A 22,694-nucleotide genomic window follows, 5' to 3' on the forward strand; every position below is an offset into this window, starting at 1 on the left:
ATATGAATAACTTACAATTCTAGACTAAACTATCGGGTAACCCTATAGTCAAACTTTTCTTTACACACTATAATGCATTTATACGGATAGAACTTAGATCACACTTGTACACGGAGGGCCAAAGATGGCTGGAAACCACGCACAACACTTTACAACCAGTGAATTTGCCAAGATCTGCGGAGTGACCAAACATACCTTGTTTCACTATGACGAGATTGGGCTGTTAAAGCCTGAATATACCAATGCCAAGGGCTACCGTTATTATGGTGTTCAGCAAACGTATGTGCTGGATGTCATACATGTGCTGAAGAAGGCAGGAAGCTCACTCCAGGAGATTAAGTTGTTTATTCAAAATCAAAATACACCATTACTAATCGAGCTGTTTGAACAGAAATTGATAGAACTGGAGCTAGAGCAACAACGAATCAAACGCATGCAGAAGCTGCTAAGTGGTGCCATTGAAATGACGAAACAAGCCGCGGATGCTTCGCATGAAGGGCTGAATATTGAACAATGTGAGCTGGAGTATTTTATTGCTGTTCAACTGGAGCATGGGGATGGAGATAAGGAATTCTCCCGTAAGTTTATTGAATATCGCAGCCATTGTGATGAACAGATGATCGACTATGAGTTTCCAGTATGGACGATCTTACGTCAGGAGCACTTTGAGGCAGGGGAATACTATCCCGATTACTTTGGCAACAAAATAAAAACCCCGATTCCAGGGGAAATGATATTGATTAAGCCTAAAGGAATGTATGCCGTCATGAATCATCGAGGGTCATACGAAAGCATGCCGAGTACGTATTCCATCATGAAAGAGGATATAGAAAGAAAAGGACTGCAAGTCTGTGGACATGTGTATGCACTGGACCTGCTCAGTTATTTCGCAGAAAGTAATCCCGATGAGTACATCATCAAGATTTATGTCGAGGTGTGTAAGGCTGATAACATAATGGAGTGAAGGGGAAGGACGTGGAAGAAGTGATTGAGGTTGCCGAATGGCGGCTTTTCGTTTTACTGGTGAGGAAGTATGCTATAATTTTATAGTCTTAACCAATCATATGATGGATGATCAGATCAATTGTTGAACTATACTCGCTAAGAGGTGTACTACCAATGAAAAAGGAAATGACAACAATCAAACAAACCAGGCTTCATTCCATTTTGGACGAGGCCACCAAGTTGCTGATTGAAAAGCCGAATGCTTCAATGAATGAAATTGCAGAATCCGCCAATATCGGAATTGCGACACTGCACCGATATGTGGAGAGCCGCGAACAACTTATGATTTATCTGGGATTACGCGCAATTGAGGTGGTCAGTGAGACCATGCAACAAGTCCAACTGGATGAGGAACATTGTGAACAGTACATACCTGAGCTAATTGAGGCACTTATTCCATTAGGTGACAAAATTTATTTTCTGGCCCATGACACAACCATTAACTATAATCCCGAGATCGAGGGTGCAGATCAGAAATTGAGAGAGCCTGTACTACATGCGGTCAGTCTGTTACAACAGAAAGGATATTTCCGCTCTGATCTTGATAAAACCTGGATTGTAGATGTCCTATATTCGATTATGTTTCTGACGTGGCAGCAGGTTGTAAGTGGTCATATCGCCAGAAAAGCCGCACCTGCACTTGTGGTAGATACGTTCTATCATGGGTTTGTTGCGAAGTGAGTGTGAAGAGCGAATCAGCAGATTTGGGTCATGATGTTATAGGGGAATACACACCAAAAGCCGCAGAAACTGCGGCTTTTTGGGTGTTCCTAAGGGGAGAGTATAGGATAGGATGTACATCTGGTTCTCCTGCTTCTGGTATTATAGTACAATCTTTGCTTTTAATTGCGCTGATGCTGGCATCAGCGGCAGGCGCAACTGATCGGAAGCGATGATGCCTTGTTTGACAAGCAGCCATTTGAGCATTGCAGGAGCAGGCTCCTCGAAGATATGTTTAATAAATGGAATCAGTTGATTGAAGAGGTCAAGGGATTCTTCCTTCTTACCAGCAACAAAACGCTCATACACCTCAATGTACTGATTCGGATTGATACTGGCAGATGCCATCATACCTCCGGCTGCGCCTTTGGATAACATATCGTAGAAGAACGTATCATCCCCGCACAAGATCGGCTTGGACCCGCTGCGTACCAGCTCGGACATAAGTTCGAGGCTGTTCGTACTGTCTTTAAGACCAATAACTCCGCTCAGGTTCATTATTTTTTTCATCATATCCACAGAGACTCGTACACCTGTACGCGCTGGAATCTCATACACGATAACGGGCACGCCCACTTCAGCCGTCATGCGGAAGTGCTCATATATGCCCTCTTCCGTAGGTCTGTTGTAGTATGGAGTAACCACAAGAACAGCATCAGCCCCGAGCGCTCCGGCTTTCTTCGTTCTCTCCATCGTTGATGCCGTATCATTGGTCCCGGTTCCAACAACAATCGGTATCGACGAATGGATGCTGCTTAACGTTTCTTTGGCAACTTGCACGAGCTGTTCCACTTCATCCCACGTAACGGTAGGTGACTCTCCCGTTGTACCGTTAATTACGAGACCGTGAATACCGCTCTTCGCCATAACCGTAATATAGTTTCGAAAGGAAGCCAGATCGAGCTCACGATCCTTCGTAAAAGGGGTGATTACGGGTATATAGATACCTTGAATCTGTTGTTCGGTTAACATGATAGTAGCCTCCATTTATGTTGAAATTCCATTGAAATCACTTTACCATGGGGAGAGGTATCATAGTTAACTATAATAGTTGATGACTATTATCAATAATTTCGATGATGAAAGGAAGCTAATTATGGATTTGAACTATTTTCAAACCTTTCGTGAAGTGGCTCTGCGGCAAAGTTTTACCAAAGCAGCCGAAGAGCTTGGCTATGCACAATCGAGTGTCACCACACAGATTCAAAAGCTGGAAAAAATCTATAAGGTCAAACTATTCGAACGATACAATAACAATAAAATCCGGCTTACTTCCGCCGGGGAAGAGCTGTTCAAGCTCTCCGGGCAGATCCTGGAGATTTTTGAACATTCGCAGGAGAAACTGACCAAGCAGGGCGGGGGTTCACTTACGATTGCAACGATGGATTCTCTCGCCTCCTATTTTCTGCCTGCACCCATTCAGACCACACGCAAGCAATACCCGGAACTCGGCATTCGGCTGCAAACAGATCGTGAAGACCTCATTTTGCAAAAGGTAAGGGAAGGAGAAGCAGATGTAGGACTTATTTTGGCTAAAGCCTCACCCGAGTCAGGCTTGCAGTGGATCACGATTCGGGAAGAGCCGCTGGTGCTCATTGTCAACTCAGACCATCCGCTTGCGGCTAAACCGAAGATTGAATTAAGTGATCTGGCTAATGAGGAATGGATTATGCCCGAGGATTCCTGCAACTACAGGCAGCTGCTTGAGAGAGAACTGAGAACGAATGGAATTCCGTATAAAGTGGGTCTGGAACTCGGAAGTCCTGAGGCGATCAAACGAAGCATTATGGCTGGGTCAGGTATTTCGCTTTTGCCACTCATGATCGCGCTGGACGAGATCCGGCGGGAGGAACTCACCGTACTGCCACTGAACCATACCGAATTCACACTGGAAATCCAGTTAGTCATCCATACCCGTAAGTGGATATCTCACGCCCTGCACCAATTTATCTCGAATTTGGGAGTGAGAGAATCCGAGTGGTTATCGGCTCGGACGAGCAGTTAATAGGTCATATAATCTAATCCATGCAATTCATACACCTCTTGGTGTGTCAACCGTATTCACATGCGGAAGATCACGCCGGGGGTGTTTTTGTGTTCCCTAACAAGAAGGAATTCGTTTGAGCGAGCTATACTTCGGTGTCTGCCGAGATTCAAAATTTAACAGAAGTTCAGAATTTAAGATTTTAAGTTTACAAAAAATGATATAAATTTCTAGTAGATTCAAATCATTACCAAATAAAGACATAAATTTCAAGCAAGGGAGGCCGGACAGCAACACCTGCATTTGCCAAAGTTCGAATCAGCTCATGTACTCATTCCATCAACCCAATCAGGAGGGATTCCATGCTTTACACCATTATTGTGCCAGTCAACCAGGACTATAACATTCTGAACCTGTTCACAGATTCACTGCTCCGGACGGTAAGCCCATCGACTCAGATTATTTTTATCAACGACGGTTCCGGCTCGGCAGTGTATCAGCATCTGGATAAACTGAAGCAAGAAGTTAGAGAAGGTGTGACCATCGAGATTCTTCAACATGATTTTCCACTCGGTTGCGCGGTGTCGATTAATAGTGCACTGAGCCTTGCGAAGGGGGAATACATTTTCTTCCTGGATTCCGACACGATTCTTCAACCAGACTGGCAACCGATGATGAAAGAGACACTGGATAGCGATATTACGATCGGCATGATTGGAGGTGTTCTGTTGTATCCGCAGACCGGAGGCGTACAGCATTGTGGTATTGCTTTTGCGGATACAATCGGCCGACACCTGTTCCTGAACGCATCCCCTGAAGATATCCCGAAAGAAACATTCTCCGTTCAATTGGTGGTGTTCGCCATGTTCGGCATGAAGCGTGAGGTCTACGAGACGATCGGTAACCTCGACGAGAAATTCTTCAACGGATACGAGGATTTCGATTATCAGATGCGGGCACGAGCTGCCGGATATGATACGGTCATCAACCCGAACATTCAGGCGTATCACTGGGAGCGCAGCAGCGGCATTCACCGTAACTTCAACCGCAAGAACAATCTGGCACGTTTCTGGAAAAAGTGGGGAAGCCAGATCGAAGCTGATGTATGGCCATTCGTATTCAGTCATCTGAAAGCGCAGCTGGACAGTCAAGGCGAATACCAGCATCTGCCGATTGTGGGTATTGATCTTGCCGAGGTACGCAGTGATGCCGATACGTTCTGGACCAAGCTGGAGGAAGCCGACATTGCGCCTGTTGCCGAGGTACGTGATTACTCCAATCGCTTTAATTCCAATGGAGCGATCTGGTTGCCACAGGTGCTGGGCAAAGAACTGATCCATAGTGAGAATCGATTACTGTTTCTGGTAGATAATTTCGCCCGACTGCTGGAGAATCGGTACTGGATTGAGATGAGACACGCTCATCGGGCTAAAGATCTGATTATAGATTTGTACGGCAATGTAATTACGATGGATCGCATCTACGATGGATGCTGGCCTGGAACCAAAGTTCGATAAGCTAACCCATACAACCAAAGTTTATAGGGAGGTACTTCAAAGTGAGCGATACAAAGAGCACGCTGGATCGTGCCGTAAGATTTACCCGGAATCTGGAGTGGCTGGAGCAAGTCGAGAAGGTTATTCCGAGCGGATGCAGTACGTTAGCCAAAGCACCTGAGCGTTTATTCCCGGGGCATACGCCCGTGTGTTGTGCAGAGGCTTACAAATCCCGATTTACAGATATCGATGGTAATGAATGGCTGGATTGCGAGATGGCGATGGGAACGGCGCCATGGGGCCATGCCAGACATGAGGTCCAACTTACCGTTATTCATCAGCTGAAAAAAGGGACAAGCTTCTCGGTTCCGGCTGACATTGAGCTTGAATGTGCGGAGTTGATTCTGGAGCGGTTCGAGGGACGCTACCCGTCACTACGCTTCACCAAGAGCGGAGCCGATGCAGTGAGTGGAGCGGTGCGGCTGGCCCGTGCTGCAAGCGGCAAAAGCAAGGTCATTGCAACGGCGTATCACGGATGGCATGATTGGTCCGCCTACGGGTATTATGGTGGCCAAACGAAAGAACGTGGCATCCCGGTAGATATTGAGCGTTCAACGTTGTGGGTAGACAAGCCTTCTGCCGAGCGAATCGAGGCCCTGATTGCTTCCTCTCCAGAGGACATCGCATGTATTGTGCTGTGTCCCAATGAGTGGAAAAAGGAGTCGCTGGAGGACGTGGTAACACGATGCCGCGCCCTGGACATCATTATCATCTTTGATGAGGTGACTTCCGGTATTCGAATGGGCAAGCAGGCTACAGCAGGAGAATATGACATCTGGCCTGACCTGCTCTGTATCTCCAAAGGCATGGCCAATGGGTTGCCGCTCGCAGCCGTCATGGGGCCACAGCATTTAATGTCCCTGTCGGGACAAGTCCGGTTCAGCAATGCTCATTCCAGTGAAACAACAGCACTCGCGGCTGCCATTGCCTGTGAACGGTTGATGAAAAATGCGAAAGTATGGCCAACCTGGCGTGATCCGGCAACCCGAATCATGGATCGTCTGGAATCTGAACTGGTGTTGCTTGGATTAACGGATGAATTGGCATTGAAGGGGACTTATGCAAGCTTCTGCATTCATTCCCTGACCGAGGATAACTTCCAAGCTGATCCTTTCCGTGAGTTCATGGTGAAGAAGATGGCGCACTTCGGCATTTTCACCAAAGGATACTTTATTTTCTCCGATGCTCATACACGGGAGGAATTGGTCTGGGTCGAGGAAGCTCTGCTGCAGATTCTGTCGGACTGGAAAGAGATTCAGAAGCAGGAACATTTGGAATCCATGAAACTTGCCAAAACGCATAAAGCTTAATTCTGTAATGTGAATCTAATAAAATCGTTAATCGACAATCGACTAGGAGGAATATTCAATGAAAGCACTCGTATACCAGGATCTCAAACAGGTGGCTTACCAGGATATTGATGAGCCAAACATTCAAAAACCAAATCAGATTAAAGTGAAAATCTATGGCTCAGGCATCTGCGGTACAGATCTGAATATTGTCAAAGGCAAAGTCCCTGCGAATAAAGGAACGGTTATTGGTCATGAAGGTGTGGGCACAGTCGTTGAAGTGGGCGACGAAGTTCGGGGTTTCAAGGTAGGCGATCGCGTATTGGTTGACCCGACCCAATCATGCGGAACCTGCTCATACTGCCGGGAAGGGTTATTCATCTACTGCGAGAACTTCGATGACTACCAGGTAGGCATGACCACTCACGGAACCTTTGCAGAATATTTCGTAGGGGACGAGAAGTATATCTACTCCATCCCGGATTCCATGAGCTGGGAAACGGCCATGATGATTGAACCGCTTGGATGTGTTCTGCAGACGTTCATGAAAGCAGGAGTGAAGCCAAGTGACTCTGTACTCGTGCTCGGTTCCGGTGCAATTGGTTCCTTATGTCAGCTAGTAAGTAAACGATTGGCAAGGCTTACGGTAGGTACGGAAGTGGACCCATACCGTAAAGAGTTTGCTTCTGGTATCTCGGATCATGTCTTCTATCCACAGGACCTTACACTCGATAAAGTGTACGAGATCAACAATAACAAGAAGTTTGATCTGATCGTTGATGCCGTTGGAAATCAGCTTCATGTGGGATTTGAGTTGATTGCCAAAGGCGGCAGAATCATTCCGATGGGTTATGACGACAGCTATGAGGTGACGTTCAAATCAACAGCCGTGATTAATGATGGGATTAGTATCATTGGTGCGGTGGCGAATCATTCGATGATCAGTACGGCATTGAAATTTGCACAGAGTATTCCTGAACTGGAGCAGATGGTGACAGCCAAGGAATTGTTGAGCGATTATGAACAAGCCTTCAATGGAACGATCGGATATAACTTGCGGACAGGAGAGACTTTACCCATGAATTCGGTGAAAACAGCTCTTATCTTATAAGCATGTAGACATTAGCGGGTTCGCCGCTGCGAGAAGTAGGAAATCGCAGCGGTGAAAACCCCAGAAAGAAGGGATATGGATTGAAACTGCTTCAAGATTTGCCGAAGAATCCGCGGTACTCCATTTTGCTCGAACCGGTATGGGCCATTCCGGGCACGATCGTTCTCTTTTATGCTCCTTTATATATGAAGGAAGCCGGACTTTCGGATATTGAAATAGGTATAATCAATTCGGTAAATCTTTATTTTGCCTTTATCTTTCAACTGTTTGCAGGTTCCATTACGAATAAGCTGGGGCGCAAGCGAACAACGCTGATCTTTGATCTGATTGCCTGGAGTGTACCCATGTTCATTTGGGCCTTCTCCCAGAATTTCTGGCTGTTCATGATAGCCTACTTACTGAATGCAACGTCCAAGTTTGTCACGGTCGCGTTTAACTGTCTCATCATTGAGGATGTCGAGGAACACAAACGATCCAAAGTGTTTGCCATACTCAACATGATTATTACAGGGGCTGGGGTACTCACTCCTATTGCCGGGGTTGTCATTGCTGACTTTGGTATTGTGCCTACACTGGCGAGCATTTATTTTGTCGGGGGCATTCTCATGACGGCCATGTTCTTCATTCGTAATCGATATACGGATGAGACCGAAGTCGGTAAGGAACTTATGGGATTGCATAGTAAAACCCGCGTGCTTCAAAGTCTGGGTTCCAGTCTGCGCCTGTTTGGCAAATCGTTCTACAAACGAAGACTCCTTCCGATTATTCTGATTACGGTGTTGTCCAATCTGATCCTGCAACTGAATTTCTTTCAGGTGATTTTCTTCAAGGAACAGTTGAAGTTCGATGACCGGGTCATTTCGTTTATCCCGGTAGTCACCGCAGTAACTGTCATGCTGCTCTATCTGGTCATTATTCCACGGCTGAAACGGCGTTCGGAAGAAAGGTATGTTGGATTTTCCATCGTGGTCAGTACAGCGGGGGCCATTCTCTTTCTATTGATTCCTGTGGGGAATATAGCGATGTTGTTTCTCACGTTAATCGTACTTGCTGCCGGCAATTTCATTTTGCAGACGTACCGGGATTCTCTGCTGATGAACCGATTGGGTACGCATGAGAAAGCCGACATGTTCTCGGCCGTGCAGACGGTCATGACATTAACAGCCATTCCGTCCGGTTACCTCACGGGATTACTCTATCATCACAATCCCACGCTGTTGTTCGGCGTCATTCTTGCCCTGTATCTTATACTGATGGTCATTATGTTATTCCTGCGTGATCCGCAAGAGCACTCCCAAGTGTTGGAGGCTTACAAAAATATGTAGAAGAAGGGCTTTTATGTATATGGAGCGAATATGTAGTACAGAAAATACCTTGGGAGGCTAGAAGATGACTAACGTAATGACAACAGAAGCACGGAAGCAATGGAACTGGATGAACGAACCTGAGACCTGGTCCTATACGGATGAGGGAGGTGTGCTGGTGGAAGCACAGGCGGATACGGACTTTTTCCAAGATCCAGCAGGGAAGCACATTCGTGCAACTGCTCCGTTCTTATCCATGCCTGTGCATGGAGACTTCGAAATTACAACCCAATTAACGGTGGATATGAAAAATCAATATGACTCTGGATGTCTGATGGTGATGGCGGACGATCGTAACTGGTGCAAAATTTGTTTTGAATATGATGGGAAAGCACCTACGATCGTGTCGGTGGTCACACGTGACGGGTCATCCGATGATTGTAATTCGGTTGAAGTCCCCGTATCTGATCCCTATCTGCGCATACGCAAAGTAGAGGACTGTATCTCATTCTTTTATTCACCCGATGGGGCTGATTGGAAACTAATTCGTTATTTCGGCATGCCGATACAAGGGGAACTTCGAGCTGGATTAGTTGTTCAGTCGCCGACGGGAACGGGCTGTACGTGTCACTTTTTATCGGTGAACGTGACACTTCCAGACTTGACTGCACGCTTCTAATCCAATCCCCGGCCGAACATTGGAGGGAGAACAGATTCATGGTTAAAGCTTTTATTTTTGATTTTGATGGACTCATTGTAGATACGGAGACACCTTGGTACTATGCTTTTCGGGATATCTATGAGGAACACGGAGTTGAACTTGGCCTGGAACTGTGGTCGAAAAATGTGGGGACTTCCTTTGAGGAGTTTCATCCGTTTCTGTATCTGGAGCAGGCGCTCCAAACAAAGATAGATCATGACCAGATCAAGCTGCTCTCGGAACAGAAATATGAAGTATACCTGGGACAAGCCGCAATTCTTCCCGGGGTGTATGAATTGCTTCAATCTGCCAGGAATAAGGGGATTACGCTCGCTGTTGCTTCCAGCTCTACCCGGGACTGGGTGCATGGTTACTTGCAGAAATTAGGCATTTTTGATTATTTCGCAGTCATTCATACATCTGAGGATGTGAAGCGAGTCAAACCTGATCCTGAACTGTACCTTCTTGCTCTCCAAAGCCTAGGGATTGAGGCTTCCGAAGCCATTGTGTTCGAAGACTCACCTAACGGACTGAAGGCTGCCAATGCCGCAGGGATTCGTTGTATCATCGTGCCGAACGAGGTAACCCGAGGTCTGGAATTCGCAATGCATGATCTGCGGTTATCCTCGCTGGCCGAGATAGATATGGAGATCCTTTAACCCAGGTATTGCTTGCGTAGCTCGATCGGGGAGATCCCTTCGTATTTTTTGAATACTGATCCAAAGTAACTGGCACTGTTGAAACCAACCGCTTTGGCTATTTCATGAGCCGTAGTGGCATCATTTTCAATGAGCATTTCCTTGGCTTTCAACAACCGATATCGCATCAGGTACTCCAATGGAGTCATTTGATATTCTTTATTGAATATGCGATTCAGGTGCTGTTCGGTTACATCCATCTGTTGAGCCAACATGGTGAGAGAGATATCCTGATGATAATTTTGTTTGATAAAAGTAACGAGTTCAGCCAATCTTAATCGGGCATCAGAACGTTCATAAACACTATAGCGTTCACCTTCAATGGTTAATCTGACCAAAAGCATATACAGTAACGCGGATACGTGCCAGATCTGATCCTTGTGCCGGGACTGCAGCGCCAACGTAATTTCATGCAACAGGATATGAAGCATTCCATCCGGCTTGAAGGCGCGCAGCTCCCCGATCTGCAAGGTATGCAAGAACCGTGGCAATAAATAGCCATTGAAAGACAGACAATTGAATCGTAATGAATCACTCAGATTGTGGTAACGATAGGTCACCTCAGGAAACATGATGAGAGCGGTTCCTTTATGGATCATGAATTCATGATTCTTCGCTGTGATGCGCCCTGTTCCTCCGATACACTGTACAATGCTGTAATCGCGTGAATGGTCGTTCCAATTCATCAATTCATCTACGGTCAACTGGTTTTGCCCTGTAATCATGAGTGGCATATCGGTATCCAGCGGATTCCCCATGCTAGGTTTCGGCATCGTCGTGTTATTCCTCTTTTCGTTAAAGGATCGTGTGCGTTAGTGGCGTGGTTACAGCGTTAAAAGAAACCTAGGAAGAATTATATTACATAAATGTAATTAATTTAAATGTATTACGATCAACAAAAAGAGCTTAGATATAATCAACTCCAGATTTTCTGGCAGATGGAACAGCGATGAAACGATTGGCACGACCAGCTTCGATCCATGGATGTGAAGGTAGGGCTGCCTTGCCAACAGAATGCGAAACAGTATACGCTATAACAGATGAGTATTTAAGGAAAGGGATGCGATCATGAAGAAAGTCATCGTAGTCGGAGCGGGAATTCTGGGGCATCCACAGCCTATCAATTAGCCAAAATGGGTGCAGAGGTACGGATCATAGACCGGAAAGATATAGGACAGGCGACGGATGCAGCGGCTGGTATCATCTGTCCATGGCTGTCTCAGCGCCGCAATCAGGATTGGTATCAGCTAGCCAAGGCTGGTGCACGATTCTACCCTGAGCTTGTTGCGGAACTTGAGAGTGGAGGAGAAACGGAGACCGGTTATGCTCAAGTAGGAGCGCTCAGTATTCATACGGATGTGGATAAAATCAGCAAGATGGAAGAACGGGCACAGCTTCGAAAAGCAGATGCACCAGAGATTGGTGAGATTACACCTCTGGATGCCAAAGAAACCCGTGAGCGTTTTCCTCTGTTGGAGGAAAGTTATCAATCGGTACATATCAGCGGTGCTGCGCGTATAGATGGACGTGCACTTCGTGATGCATTCATCCGATCAGCAGAGCGTAACGGGGCTAGACTGATTCACGGGGATGCCACACTTCAATACGAAGCTGATCGGGTCATTGGGGTAAACGTTAATGGCCAGAACTTTCTGGCAGATGAAGTCATCGTCTGTGCAGGCGCATGGGCGAATGCACTACTGAAGCCGCTGGGCATACACTTTAAAGTGCACTATCAAAAGGCACAAATTATACATTTACAAGTCACGGATGCGGAGGATACAGGCAGCTGGCCTGTAATCATGCCACCTTCTGACCAATATCTGCTGGCCTTTGCTGATCAGAAGATTGTCATTGGGGCAACTCATGAAAATGATGTAGAGGGCTATGATACAAGAGTAACCGCAGGGGGCATGCAGGAAGTTTTGAATAAAGGACTGGAATTGGCACCGGGTCTGGCAAATAGTACTTTCCAGGAAGCAAGAGTGGGTTTTCGTCCATTTACACCCGGTTTTCTGCCCGTCATGGGAACTGTGCCGGGTTGGCAGGGTCTGATCACAGCGAATGGCCTTGGAGCCTCCGGTTTGACAATGGGTCCCTATATCGGGAGTCAACTGGCCAAATTGGCTCTCGGCATGGAACTGGATATCGATATGCAGCCCTATAATGTTGGCAAAGCAATGGATGTAATTGAAAGAGGTGAATCATGACCTATTCACAACGTTTATCCGAGGGAGCTAACTCGTCTGATATCGTATATCTGGAGCATCAGATTGAGGTGACGAAAGAAGAATTGCAATTCGCTTCTGAGATACTGGAAAAGTCCGAACGAGAGTTGGCAGATCTGAAGTCTTCATCAGTCGAAAGTAATGTGCCGAGCGACCCCTCTGACGATTCGGATGAGCAAGCTATCATGGAGAAATCAAGCCAGACGCGAGCGACCATGGAGACTCTGTCTACACAGCTGGAGCAGCTAGAGGAAGCATTAGCGAAGCTAGGAGATTAATCTGGATACTTCGGCCCCAGGGCAGTTGTTGACCCATCTGCCAGTGAAGATCATTGGCTAAGAGAAAGGTTTCATTATGATTGGATATACAACCCAAAAAAAGCGGCAGATCAGACGTGAACGTCTTGATCTGCCGCTTTGGTATGCCCGTATGAAGATGGACGATTTAATTCGGATGTATGGAAACGTTCTGTCTCACAACCGTTTTGAATTCTTCCTCTTTGGCTTGTTTGGTACGTGTGATGAAGAAGGATAGAATCAATCCCAGTACAGCAATACCGATGATCACCACATAAGCATCATTGATACCCTGGATCATGGATTCGGTAGCCAACTGCTGCTGACTCAGGCCATTCGCTGCACCCGTTGCTACCATATCTTGCACATGTGCTGTTGTACGGCTGGTCATTACACTTACGAGCAAGGAAGTACCTACAGCGCCAGCAACTTGTCTGACGGTGTTGGAGATTGCTGTACCGTGTGTGCCCAGTCTGGGTGGCAATTGGTTAAGACCCGCAGTTTGAATCGGCATCATGAGCAACGCCATCCCAATTCGGCGGCCGGTGGACATGAGTACGAGGTAACCATAACTGGTCGAATCCGTTAAGTCGATGAAGCCAATGGTCGTGACGATGGTAATAGCCATACCGATCACAGCCAGCCATTTCGCTCCATATCGGTCAAACAATTTTCCGGCTACAGGCATCAGGAAGCCCATGACAAGAGCGCCTGGAAGGAGCAATAATCCGGACTCCAGTGGAGAGTAGCCGCGAGCGTTCTGAAGATATAAAGGAAGCAACATCATGTCAGCATACATAATCATGGTGATCGCGATACTAATAATTGTCGTTAGGGAGAACATGCTATACTTGAAAGCTCGCAGATCAAGCAGCGGGTTCTCGGAAACGAGCTGACGCCAAGTGAACAGGGTGAGTCCGATGATTCCTGCAGTAATGCAGATGAGTACTTCTGCACTCGACCATCCCAGACTTCCAGCTCTGCTGAAGCCATACAGCAATGCGCCAAATCCGATGGTGGATAGCACCACACTGATCGTATCGAACTTGGTGTTGACCCGTTCAGATACATTCTTCAGATATACAAAAGCAAAAGCAATGACAATGAGGGTTAATGGAATCATACCGTAGAACATCGTTTGCCATGTATAGTTCTCCAGAATATAACCGGCAAGGGTAGGTCCGATTGCAGGGGCAAATATGATGGCAAAACCAACCATGCCCATGGCAGATCCTCTTTTTTCAGGAGCGAACAAGGTTAGAATAACATGCATTAAGAGCGGCATGATAATGCCGGCACCTGCAGCCTGAATCATGCGACCCGTCAGCAATGTACCAAAATTGTTTGCAAGAGCGGATACGATCGTACCGATCAGGAAAATAAACATGGACGCTTGGAATAATTGCTTGGTGGAGAAGCGTTGCATGAAGTAGGCTGTGATGGGAATAAGCACCCCATTAACCAGCATGTAACCCGTTGTTAACCATTGTGCTGTTGCGGCGGAGATGTTAAAGTCACCCATTAGCTCCGGTGTAGCGACACTCATGATGGTTTGATTCAACGTTGCAAGGAAGGCTCCCAAGATCATAATAAAGAGGATGGGGCCTTTCTTTACGGATAATTCATCTTGAACTCTGGCTTGACTCAATCTTGTTCATCCTTTCAATCCACACGTGACTAAATTTACAACGTGTTGTATAGTTTACATTGTATTTATTGAATTATATACATATTCGGACAGAATACAATTTACGTTTTGGCGTATTTTCGTTGTTTATTTAACAAAAATACAAATTATGTTGTGTAACATTAGAATAAACGACTAATTATACAAAATTGTAATGTTACAAATTTGAAGGAGAAGGTGCGCATGAAAAAAGAAAAAAAATCTGCTACAGATCCTCGAATACTTAGGACAAGAAAGTTGATTCGTGATGCATTTGTTGACCTCTTGCAGGAAATGGACATCGAAAAACTGTCCGTTAACCGGATTGCTGAAAGAGCAACCATTAACCGAGTAACCTTTTATCTGCATTATCGTGACATTACAGACATGATGGAGAAAATGGCTGATGAAATGATCGAGCATATTGAACAGATCATAGAAGAATATGCTCCTCATTTCGAGAGTGGCACAAGTGATGAGGGGTGGCCAGTTCTTGTGAAAGTGCTTGAGCACTTTGCTGAACATTCGAAGTTCTATAGAGTCGTTCTCGCTTCCAAAAGAACACCCATCTTTACAGAGCGCCTTTTGAAATTGCTCACAAGACTCGTTACAGCCAAAGTTGAGAGGGAGGAGGTGGGAAGCGCTCTTGCCGAAGCTGGTATTCATAAGGAAATTGCTATCTGGTACAGTTCCTCAGCCCTGATTGGTACCATAATAGCTTGGCTTCGTAAGGACATGCCTTATGCACCGCATTTCCTAGCCAAGCAGTTTTCTTTAATTCGAACGTATTCTTATGATGACTTGATATGACAAAAAAACATCTGTCGATAGTCAGCATCAACTACATACAGATGTTTTGCAACAATTAACCAATGTCTATTCTCTTGTGCGAGTCCTTAATATCATATACAGCCCGATGAGTGCAGCCAGAACCCCGAAAAAAATGCCGGACAGTCCATTATAAAAGGTTGGATCTCCTTTATAGGCAAAGGACATAATCGCAGTTTGTGTTAATGAAAGTGAGATTAAAGATGAAGAGAAATTCGTCAGTTTGATGGCTTCAATGACAGGCTCATTATTCCGTCTTGCTATGACAACGCCTCCGAGAGAAACCGCGATCTCTGTAAACGTCACAGCAGCTATGATGAAGGCGACATATTGAGGGTAATGTGTTCTGCTGCCAGCAACAAACAATAGTTTACTGCAATAAATGACGTACACTACACTTGATGCAAGTACAATATTGCCGATAACGTGATATGCTGCATATTGCTTTTTTTGGATTTCCTCCGGACTGGAATTACCGAGACTTGAGTCTTTATGTGCCTTGGCTGCGTAATACTTGGCAACGGCGATGCCGATATTATAAAAGGCGTTAATACATAAAAAGAAGGAGAGCGAGAAGATTCCCAAGAGTAGTTTTCCCACTGCAATCAGGGCATTGAGTGGGATGGACAATTTGGCAAAATAGATAATGCGATTATTTTTAACTTGTAGCGCAGATTCTCCCGTATTAAATTGACGTGTCCAATTCACTGTATCTCCTCCAGAACGAAACCCCGATGTACAAAGAACGAGTTCGGTGTTCAGCATACCACAGTAAACGATATGGTCCACGTATTAAATTTAGAAATGTTCTTGAAAAAAGGTGTACAAGAAGATTAGGTGAGGTGAGTTTGCGTCGAAGTCACGGAATGATCTTCACTACTATGCATGACGTGCACAGTTTCCTTCGGAACAGACCCTTGATGAGCAATACGTTGCTGTTCCGAGATGAGGAATTCCACTTTGTGGTTCAGATGCTCCAGTTTCTTATCGTAATGCTTGTAGGTATAGAAACCGATCACAGCCTTAATCGCAAAGAAAATGACAGCTGCCGCAATAATCAATATATAGTTAGAAGCAATATGTTTGATCCAGCTATTAACTTCATTCATCACCTATAACCTCCCTTTCTAAGAACGCAGATTACTTTATTCATTGCCTTCACTATAGGAAAGGTTACATGGGAAATGTTCTCAAATTCATAGTTGCATTTGGAGAGCTAAACAATCTGTACATCAACGGTGCAGAGAAGTTAACGTAGGATGACAACTTTTGAGCCTTGCTTTTTACAAATACAATCATATAATGATTAACGACTACTTGAGATAGAAAAGAGGAAATCTATGCCTACAATACTGGTTGCTGACGACGATGTGAACATTCGTGAACTTGTCTGTTTATTTCTAAGGAACGACGGATTCGAAACCGCTGAAGCTGCCGACGGCCAAGAAGCATTGACCGTTTATGGCTCAACGCATATTGATCTGGTTGTACTCGATATCATGATGCCCATTATGGATGGCTGGACGTTATGCAAGGAGCTGCGAAGAGCGAATCCTGATCTTCCGTTACTCATGCTGACTGCGCGAGGTGAGACTTGGGAGAAGGTCAAAGGCTTCGAACTGGGCACAGATGATTATTTGACGAAACCATTTGACCCATTGGAGCTGACCGCCCGTGTCAGAGCGCTGTTGAAACGCTACAAGATTGGTTCGACTCAGATGATTCAGTTCGGTCAGGTTACTCTGGATCGGCAGAGTTATAAAGTGGTCATGGGTACAGAGTCGTTAACCTTGCCACTCAAGGAATTCGAGTTACTATACAAGCTTGCTGGGACGCCGGGTCAAGTCTATACGCGTGAGCAGTTAATTGATCAGATCTGGGGGATTGATTACGCCGGAGATGATCGAACGGTGGATGTACATATTAAGCGACTCCGCGAACGCTTCGCGACGACATCGGATTTTCAGATTCAAACTGTTCGTGGTCTGGGATACCGGCTTGAGGTTAACGGATGATTAAATCTTTATATATTCGTGTAGTTCTGACCTTTCTGGTATCGGTTATTGCAGGAACGGCCATTTCTTTTATGGTGTCAACCTTAATATTTGAAGATCAATTAAACGAAAATGCTCAAATTAACATACGCAACTTTGGCCAGGACGTTGTGCAGATTTATAAGACACTGCCTGTTGATGAAGCAGAATCATTCGTTAGTAGAATGAAACAACTTGATTCGTATCATATTCGAATTTATGATGCAACGGGCAAGTTCCAGTCTTATGGGAAGCTTAACGAACATAAATCATCCGCCGTATCGACGGATCAACTCAAGAAGGTTTTAAACGGAGGGGTCGTGCAGGACACACCTAAAGGTATCGCTACCGTTCTTTTGGGGCTACCGATCAAGACGGAAATGGGCACAAAAGCGATGTTTCTAGAAACACTCTCACCGCCCTCAGCCTCTTTTGTGGTCCAGTTTGGCTTGATTTTTGCAAGCTGTTCGTTGATTGCAGGAAGCTTGTTGATTCTGGTTGCTTCTGTATATCTGGTTAGACCGATCAAAAAATTGACCAAAGCGACTAAACGGATTGCAGCCGGGGATTTCAACGTCAAGTTGAATATTAAGCAAACGAGTGAGATCGGTACGTTGGCTCGTAGTTTCGAAGAAATGATGCATGATCTCCAGCAATTGGAGCAGATGCGCAGGGAATTCGTTACGAATGTGTCGCACGAGGTTCAATCTCCGCTCACTTCGATATCCGGTTACGCTCTAGCGCTCAAGCAAGTAAATCTCGCAGATCACGAACGGAGTCGTTATCTGGATATTATCATCGCTGAAGCGAATCGAATGTCCAAAATGAGCGATAGCCTGCTCAAGCTGAGCATGCTTGAATCGCAGTCACAGCAACTGAGCCTTATCCCATTAAGCCTTGATGAACAGATTAGACGAGTCATCGTGGCACTTCAACCGCAATGGTCTGCTCGTAACATTCATTTCGAGCTTGATTTGGAGAACGTGAAGGTAACGGCTGATCACGATCAGTTAAATCAGGTATGGACAAACATCATCGGAAATAGCATCAAGTTTTCCGAGGATGGCGGTATGATTAAAGTCAGTATCGAAGAGGACTTCAAAAATGTGACTGTTCGAATATCCGACACGGGCATTGGAATTCCCCTGGAAGATCAGAAGCGTATATTCGACCGTTTTTTCAAGGCAGATCGTTCCCACAGCCGCAAATATGACGGGAGTGGTATGGGACTTGCTATCGTTAAACAGATCGTGTCCCTTCATCAGGGTGACATCCGAGTGGAAAGCGAACCTGGTCAAGGCACGACCTTTATTGTCACGTTGCCCATCCATCCACCAACGGATAGTTAGGCTCACAGGATAGGGTCAATGAATAGAATATCCATCGGATTATCTAAACCGAATGTTCATGTCCTATGTAACATGCAAGCTTCCTTGTATGTTACATAGGACATTTTTTTTGCTTGTTCATACTCCGTTCATATTCCGGTCATGGGGAGTACATCTTTCTTGATTAGGATTTCTTAAGCAGCCTGCCAGGCCAATATACAGATTAGGATAGGAGCAGATGAATGTGAATCAACAAGCAGACAGAGAAGTCCAGAGTAAGAGCAAAACCAAGAAAGTGTTAGGCATTTTGTTTAAAGTACTATGCGCAATCATTATAGCAATCTTACTTTTTGTAGCTATCGTATATACCGCCAATAAAATCAGCAGTTATTCGGAGCAAAAAAGAATGGAACCGTATGGTCAACATGTATCCGTAGACGGAAAAAATATGAATGTGTTCATTCAAGGCGAAGGCGAGGAAACGATTGTGCTTCTGCCTGGTTTTGGAACAGCGGCACCAGCGCTTGATTTTAAACCTCTTATCTCCGAGTTATCTCCATATTATAAAGTTGTCGTTGTTGAGCCCTTTGGTTACGGATTGAGCGATCAGACAGAAAAGGAACGCAGCACAGCAAATATCGTCAGTGAAATTCATGAAGCGTTACAGCGTCTACATATTGATCGTTATATCCTCATGGGTCATTCCATTTCGGGGATCTATAGCCTGGATTACGTGAACAAGTATGCAGATGAAATAAGTGCATATGTTGGGCTGGATAGCAGTGTTCCAGCGATAAGTGAACAGAAGATTGATTCATCAGATACACAACCGATTAAATGGTTCCGCAACTTAGGTTTTGCCCGAGTGCAACTGAAACTGAGTGCTGACCCTTATGATGGACTGCCTTATGATGAGCAAACGAAAGAACAATTGAACATTCTGATCCGCAAAAATATGTATAATACCACGCAATTAAATGAGGCAGAAAGTATGTATTCCAACTTTAAAGCATCTGAACAGCTAACTTTCCCTGAGAATCTTCCAGTTCTTTTCTTTGTTCAAAAAAATCATCCGGCAGCGGACAATTGGGTTCCCGAACACGAGAAGTTAATAGAGAACTCTGTGCGTGGTGAAGTGGTGTTGCTGGAAGCAAATCATTATTTGTATCGTTCCCATGCCAAAGAAATTGCTGAAAAATTCAGGGGATTTATGACGCAGCAGTAAATATAAATGAATTGGCTTGTTCATATTCAGTTCATATTGACGTCACGGGGAGTACATTTTCATTGGATAAGATTTCATTAGCAGCAAAGAAGACAATCGAACTATCAGTTCAAGACGGGAGAAGATAACACTGACGACGCAGCCAGCGGAAAAGAAAACAAAGAATAGATCCAGGGCCAAAAAAGTGAGAAACATGATACTGAAAATAGTAGGAGCAATCGTAATCGCTATTGTTCTGTTTCTAGGTATTGTTTATATCACAAATGTGATCAGCAGTAATTCTGAGGCGAAAAAGATCGATTCTTACGGTCAGCATGTATCTGTAGACGGAAAAAATATGAATGTGCTCATTCAAGGTGAAGGCAAGGAAACGATCGTGCTTCTGCCTGGTTATGGAACAGCAGCACCAGTGCTTGATTTCAAGTTGCTTATTGATCAATTATCACCATATTACAAAGTTGTTGCTGTTGAGCCATTCGGTTATGGATTAAGTGATGAAACTGAAAAAGAAAGAACCACAGAGAATATCGTAAGTGAAATTCATGAAGCTCTGCAACAACTTGATATTCATAAGTACATGCTCATGGGTCACTCCATTGCAGGCATTTACGGCATTGATTATGTGAATAAATATCCGGATGAAGTAACTGCATTCATCGGAATTGATAGCAGTGTTTCAACACAACCGGGTATGGATGCTAAATTACCTGTAAAAATGTTCAATTTCCTTAAAAAATCAGGTCTGCAAAGATTGGTGGTCAAATTTAGTGGTGACCCCTATGCTGGTCTCGCATTTGATGATCACACCGTAGAGCAAATGAAAATGTTGTCGAATAAAAACTCGAACAGTTCCACGACATTGAATGAGATGGATCATATCTCTTCCAATTTTAAGGAAGCTCAAGGTTTAACTTTCCCTAAAGATCTTCCACTTCTTCTCCTTATCCAGGCGAATAATACAGGCGTAAAAGGGTGGATACCGTTGCACGAAGGACAGATCAAAGACTCGGTACATGGAAAAGTAATCACAATGGATGGCGAACATTACTTGCATCATACGTTATCTAAAGAAATAGCAAAGGACGTTAGAGCATTCATGAACGAAGTGAAATAACTTTCTTGTGAAATTGTACGCATGAGTTCACAGATAGGTATGAACGAATATGAAAAACCTACCTGTAGGGCGGATTCCACAACATGATCAATCCCGCGGTTGCCGTGATGAAAGAGAGAGAGGAATTCAATAATGAGATTATTTGAGATACTGTTAGTTCTATCCTGTTTCGCGTTACTCATAGACCTACTATTTATTAAAAGAAGTGCAAAGAAAATAGGCTTGGGTTTGGGTATAGGAAGTAGCGTTATATTATTAGTTCAATTGTTTGTTGAGGGATACAGATGGCAGTTGCTTGTGGTATATATCATGACGGCTCTATTCATAATCATCGTTTTATTCAGACATTCCGAAAAGATGATGAATCTTAAAATAGGGAAGTTCTTGAAATATAGTTTATCTTCCTTAATCGTTATTCTGCTTGTTGGTTCTACCGTCTTGTCTGTATACTTACCTGTTTTTGATCTGCCGAAGCTTGATGGTCCAGAGAAGGTGGGGACTCAAACATTTCATTTAACAGACCAGAACAGAGACGAAATCTTCACTGAAGATCAAAGCGATAAGAGAGAACTAATGGTTCAAGTTTGGTACCCTACTGAAAATAGCAATAACAAAAAGCGTGACACGCTGTTTCCAAATAATAAAGAAATGTTCAAAAAATATATTCAGAGCTTCTCTGCTTCTTTAAAACTGCCCGAATTTGTGCTCGACTACTGGAAGTATAGTCGGACCAACTCTTATGAAAATGTAGAAATAATACCTTCTGCAACTCCTTATCCCGTGGTACTGCTATCTCATGGTATGGGAACCAGTAGAGTTCTACAAGCATCACAGGCGGAGAATCTGGCCAGTCATGGGTTTATCGTGGTCACCATCGATCATACGTATAGCACCTTTGCTACCCTTTTTCCAGATGGCCGTGTAACGGATTACAAAAAAAGTACGACTACACTAGATGAACGTACAAAAACAGGGAGTATATGGACGAAAGATGTGGAGTTTGTAATCGATCAAATCGAAAAGCTGAATTCAGGTGAAATTGAAAGTCAGTTTAAAGGAAAAATCGATCTAGATCACATCGGCGCGATGGGGCATTCTTTTGGGGGTGCAACCGCGTTTAATGCAACGTATTTAGATCAGAGAATCAAGGCCGGGTTAATATGGATGGGTCACTATATGAAGTGGAAAATAGAGATGATATAAACAAGCCGTTTATGTTCATCCGATCGGGAAGTTTTGAAGACTGGTTAGCCAATTTTGAAAATGATAGAAATTCGGATGACGAAGTAACTAAATTTCTTTCAGATGAGCTGCACATTATGAAAAATGTTATTGAACATGGGGGAATGTGATTTATATAGAAGGAACCCAACACTTCAATTTCACAGATCTTCAATTCTATTCGGAGCTGGTTAAACTGTCAGGGATTACAGGAGACATCAATGGTAAAAGAGGGTCAAATATCGTAAATCAATATGTACTCGATTTCTTTAACAAGCAATTGAAAGGAACGGGTGGAGATCTGATTCAGGGGCCGAGCGACAAGTATCCAGAGGTGAAATTTATAGACCCGGAAGAACTCTAATCAACAAAACATTTAAACTCAGGA

The 22,694-nt window shown here is 44.5% G+C and carries 22 protein-coding genes and 1 pseudogene; 18 read left to right on the top strand and 5 right to left on the bottom strand.

The features are described 5' to 3' along the window. The first annotated feature begins 124 nt into the window (after positions 1–124). Positions 125–964 (top strand): MerR family transcriptional regulator, encoded by an 840-nt coding sequence (locus tag C0Q44_RS23190; RefSeq protein ID WP_105409579.1) that lies wholly within the window; start codon positions 125–127, stop codon positions 962–964. A 155-nt stretch (positions 965–1,119) separates the two neighbouring features. Next, on the top strand, positions 1,120–1,686 hold the full coding sequence (locus C0Q44_RS23195) for a TetR/AcrR family transcriptional regulator (RefSeq protein ID WP_105409580.1): 567 nt from the start codon (positions 1,120–1,122) through the stop codon (positions 1,684–1,686). A gap of 141 nt (positions 1,687–1,827) precedes the next feature. On the opposite strand, the gene dapA is transcribed toward C0Q44_RS23195, so the two are convergent. Next, positions 1,828–2,697: a 4-hydroxy-tetrahydrodipicolinate synthase gene (gene dapA / locus C0Q44_RS23200; protein ID WP_105409581.1), complete on the bottom strand. Its 870-nt coding sequence runs from the start codon at positions 2,695–2,697 to the stop codon at positions 1,828–1,830. A gap of 82 nt (positions 2,698–2,779) precedes the next feature. On the opposite strand from dapA, the gene C0Q44_RS23205 reads away from it, so the two are divergent. From C0Q44_RS23205 to C0Q44_RS23235, 7 genes are all read left to right on the top strand, one after another. Further along, positions 2,780–3,730, top strand: coding sequence for a LysR family transcriptional regulator (locus C0Q44_RS23205; protein ID WP_258166514.1), 951 nt, complete (start codon positions 2,780–2,782; stop codon positions 3,728–3,730). 341 nt (positions 3,731–4,071) lie between these two features. After that, the gene (locus tag C0Q44_RS23210) at positions 4,072–5,226 is read left to right on the top strand and encodes a glycosyltransferase family 2 protein (protein ID WP_105409583.1); all 1,155 of its coding nucleotides are present in this window, start codon (positions 4,072–4,074) and stop codon (positions 5,224–5,226) included. Positions 5,227–5,267: 41 nt separating this feature from the next. Then, on the top strand, positions 5,268–6,575 hold the full coding sequence (locus tag C0Q44_RS23215) for an aminotransferase class III-fold pyridoxal phosphate-dependent enzyme (protein WP_105409584.1): 1,308 nt from the start codon (positions 5,268–5,270) through the stop codon (positions 6,573–6,575). Between the two features lie 58 nt (positions 6,576–6,633). Then, positions 6,634–7,665, top strand: coding sequence for a zinc-dependent alcohol dehydrogenase (locus C0Q44_RS23220; protein ID WP_105409585.1), 1,032 nt, complete (start codon positions 6,634–6,636; stop codon positions 7,663–7,665). A gap of 80 nt (positions 7,666–7,745) precedes the next feature. Continuing rightward, the gene (locus C0Q44_RS23225; RefSeq protein ID WP_105409586.1) at positions 7,746–8,990 is read left to right on the top strand and encodes an MFS transporter; all 1,245 of its coding nucleotides are present in this window, start codon (positions 7,746–7,748) and stop codon (positions 8,988–8,990) included. Between the two features lie 64 nt (positions 8,991–9,054). Further along, positions 9,055–9,648: a DUF1349 domain-containing protein gene (locus C0Q44_RS23230; protein ID WP_105409587.1), complete on the top strand. Its 594-nt coding sequence runs from the start codon at positions 9,055–9,057 to the stop codon at positions 9,646–9,648. Between the two features lie 38 nt (positions 9,649–9,686). Continuing rightward, positions 9,687–10,328: an HAD family hydrolase gene (locus tag C0Q44_RS23235; protein WP_105409588.1), complete on the top strand. Its 642-nt coding sequence runs from the start codon at positions 9,687–9,689 to the stop codon at positions 10,326–10,328. Here the strand turns inward: C0Q44_RS23235 and C0Q44_RS23240 are convergent. After that, positions 10,325–11,140 carry an AraC family transcriptional regulator gene (locus tag C0Q44_RS23240; RefSeq protein ID WP_105409589.1) on the bottom strand — a complete coding sequence of 272 codons (816 nt, stop codon included), beginning with the start codon at positions 11,138–11,140 and terminating at the stop codon, positions 10,325–10,327. The genes C0Q44_RS23235 and C0Q44_RS23240 overlap by 4 nt on opposite strands. 295 nt (positions 11,141–11,435) lie before the next feature. On the opposite strand from C0Q44_RS23240, the pseudogene C0Q44_RS23245 reads away from it, so the two are divergent. Beyond that, positions 11,436–12,577, top strand: a pseudogene (locus tag C0Q44_RS23245) (NAD(P)/FAD-dependent oxidoreductase). Next, complete coding sequence (locus C0Q44_RS23250) at positions 12,574–12,873, top strand: hypothetical protein (protein ID WP_105409590.1); 300 nt, start codon at positions 12,574–12,576, stop codon at positions 12,871–12,873. The pseudogene C0Q44_RS23245 and the gene C0Q44_RS23250 overlap by 4 nt, the downstream one beginning before the upstream one ends. A 166-nt stretch (positions 12,874–13,039) precedes the next feature. Here the strand turns inward: C0Q44_RS23250 and C0Q44_RS23255 are convergent, their stop codons facing one another. Next, complete coding sequence (locus tag C0Q44_RS23255) at positions 13,040–14,479, bottom strand: DHA2 family efflux MFS transporter permease subunit (RefSeq protein ID WP_105409747.1); 1,440 nt, start codon at positions 14,477–14,479, stop codon at positions 13,040–13,042. Between the two features lie 282 nt (positions 14,480–14,761). On the opposite strand from C0Q44_RS23255, the gene C0Q44_RS23260 reads away from it, so the two are divergent. Beyond that, positions 14,762–15,367, top strand: a complete 606-nt coding sequence (locus tag C0Q44_RS23260) for a TetR/AcrR family transcriptional regulator (RefSeq protein WP_105409591.1) — start codon at positions 14,762–14,764, stop codon at positions 15,365–15,367. A 66-nt stretch (positions 15,368–15,433) separates the two neighbouring features. On the opposite strand, the gene C0Q44_RS23265 is transcribed toward C0Q44_RS23260, so the two are convergent. Continuing rightward, on the bottom strand, positions 15,434–16,093 hold the full coding sequence (locus C0Q44_RS23265; RefSeq protein WP_105409592.1) for a hypothetical protein: 660 nt from the start codon (positions 16,091–16,093) through the stop codon (positions 15,434–15,436). Between the two features lie 125 nt (positions 16,094–16,218). Further along, positions 16,219–16,494: a hypothetical protein gene (locus C0Q44_RS23270; RefSeq protein ID WP_105409593.1), complete on the bottom strand. Its 276-nt coding sequence runs from the start codon at positions 16,492–16,494 to the stop codon at positions 16,219–16,221. 231 nt (positions 16,495–16,725) lie between these two features. On the opposite strand from C0Q44_RS23270, the gene C0Q44_RS23275 reads away from it, so the two are divergent. The 6 genes from C0Q44_RS23275 (at position 16,726) to C0Q44_RS31230 (ending at position 22,670) form a co-directional block, all read left to right on the top strand. Then, positions 16,726–17,400 (top strand): response regulator transcription factor, encoded by a 675-nt coding sequence (locus C0Q44_RS23275; protein WP_105409594.1) that lies wholly within the window; start codon positions 16,726–16,728, stop codon positions 17,398–17,400. Then, positions 17,397–18,767 (top strand): sensor histidine kinase, encoded by a 1,371-nt coding sequence (locus C0Q44_RS23280; RefSeq protein ID WP_105409595.1) that lies wholly within the window; start codon positions 17,397–17,399, stop codon positions 18,765–18,767. Before C0Q44_RS23275 ends, C0Q44_RS23280 begins: the two co-directional genes overlap by 4 nt. Before the next feature lie 217 nt (positions 18,768–18,984). After that, positions 18,985–19,971 (top strand): alpha/beta hydrolase, encoded by a 987-nt coding sequence (locus C0Q44_RS23285; protein ID WP_105409596.1) that lies wholly within the window; start codon positions 18,985–18,987, stop codon positions 19,969–19,971. Positions 19,972–20,164: 193 nt separating this feature from the next. Beyond that, entirely contained in the window at positions 20,165–21,085 is a 921-nt protein-coding gene (locus tag C0Q44_RS23290; RefSeq protein ID WP_105409597.1) for an alpha/beta fold hydrolase, read from the top strand. A gap of 384 nt (positions 21,086–21,469) precedes the next feature. Continuing rightward, complete coding sequence (locus C0Q44_RS31225; RefSeq protein WP_258166515.1) at positions 21,470–22,288, top strand: alpha/beta hydrolase family protein; 819 nt, start codon at positions 21,470–21,472, stop codon at positions 22,286–22,288. Between the two features lie 145 nt (positions 22,289–22,433). Further along, positions 22,434–22,670, top strand: a complete 237-nt coding sequence (locus tag C0Q44_RS31230; protein ID WP_258166516.1) for a hypothetical protein — start codon at positions 22,434–22,436, stop codon at positions 22,668–22,670. The last annotated feature ends 24 nt before the right edge of the window (positions 22,671–22,694 follow it).

The sequence above is a fragment of the Paenibacillus sp. PCH8 genome, from assembly GCF_002968835.1.
Taxonomy (GTDB): domain Bacteria; phylum Bacillota; class Bacilli; order Paenibacillales; family Paenibacillaceae; genus Paenibacillus.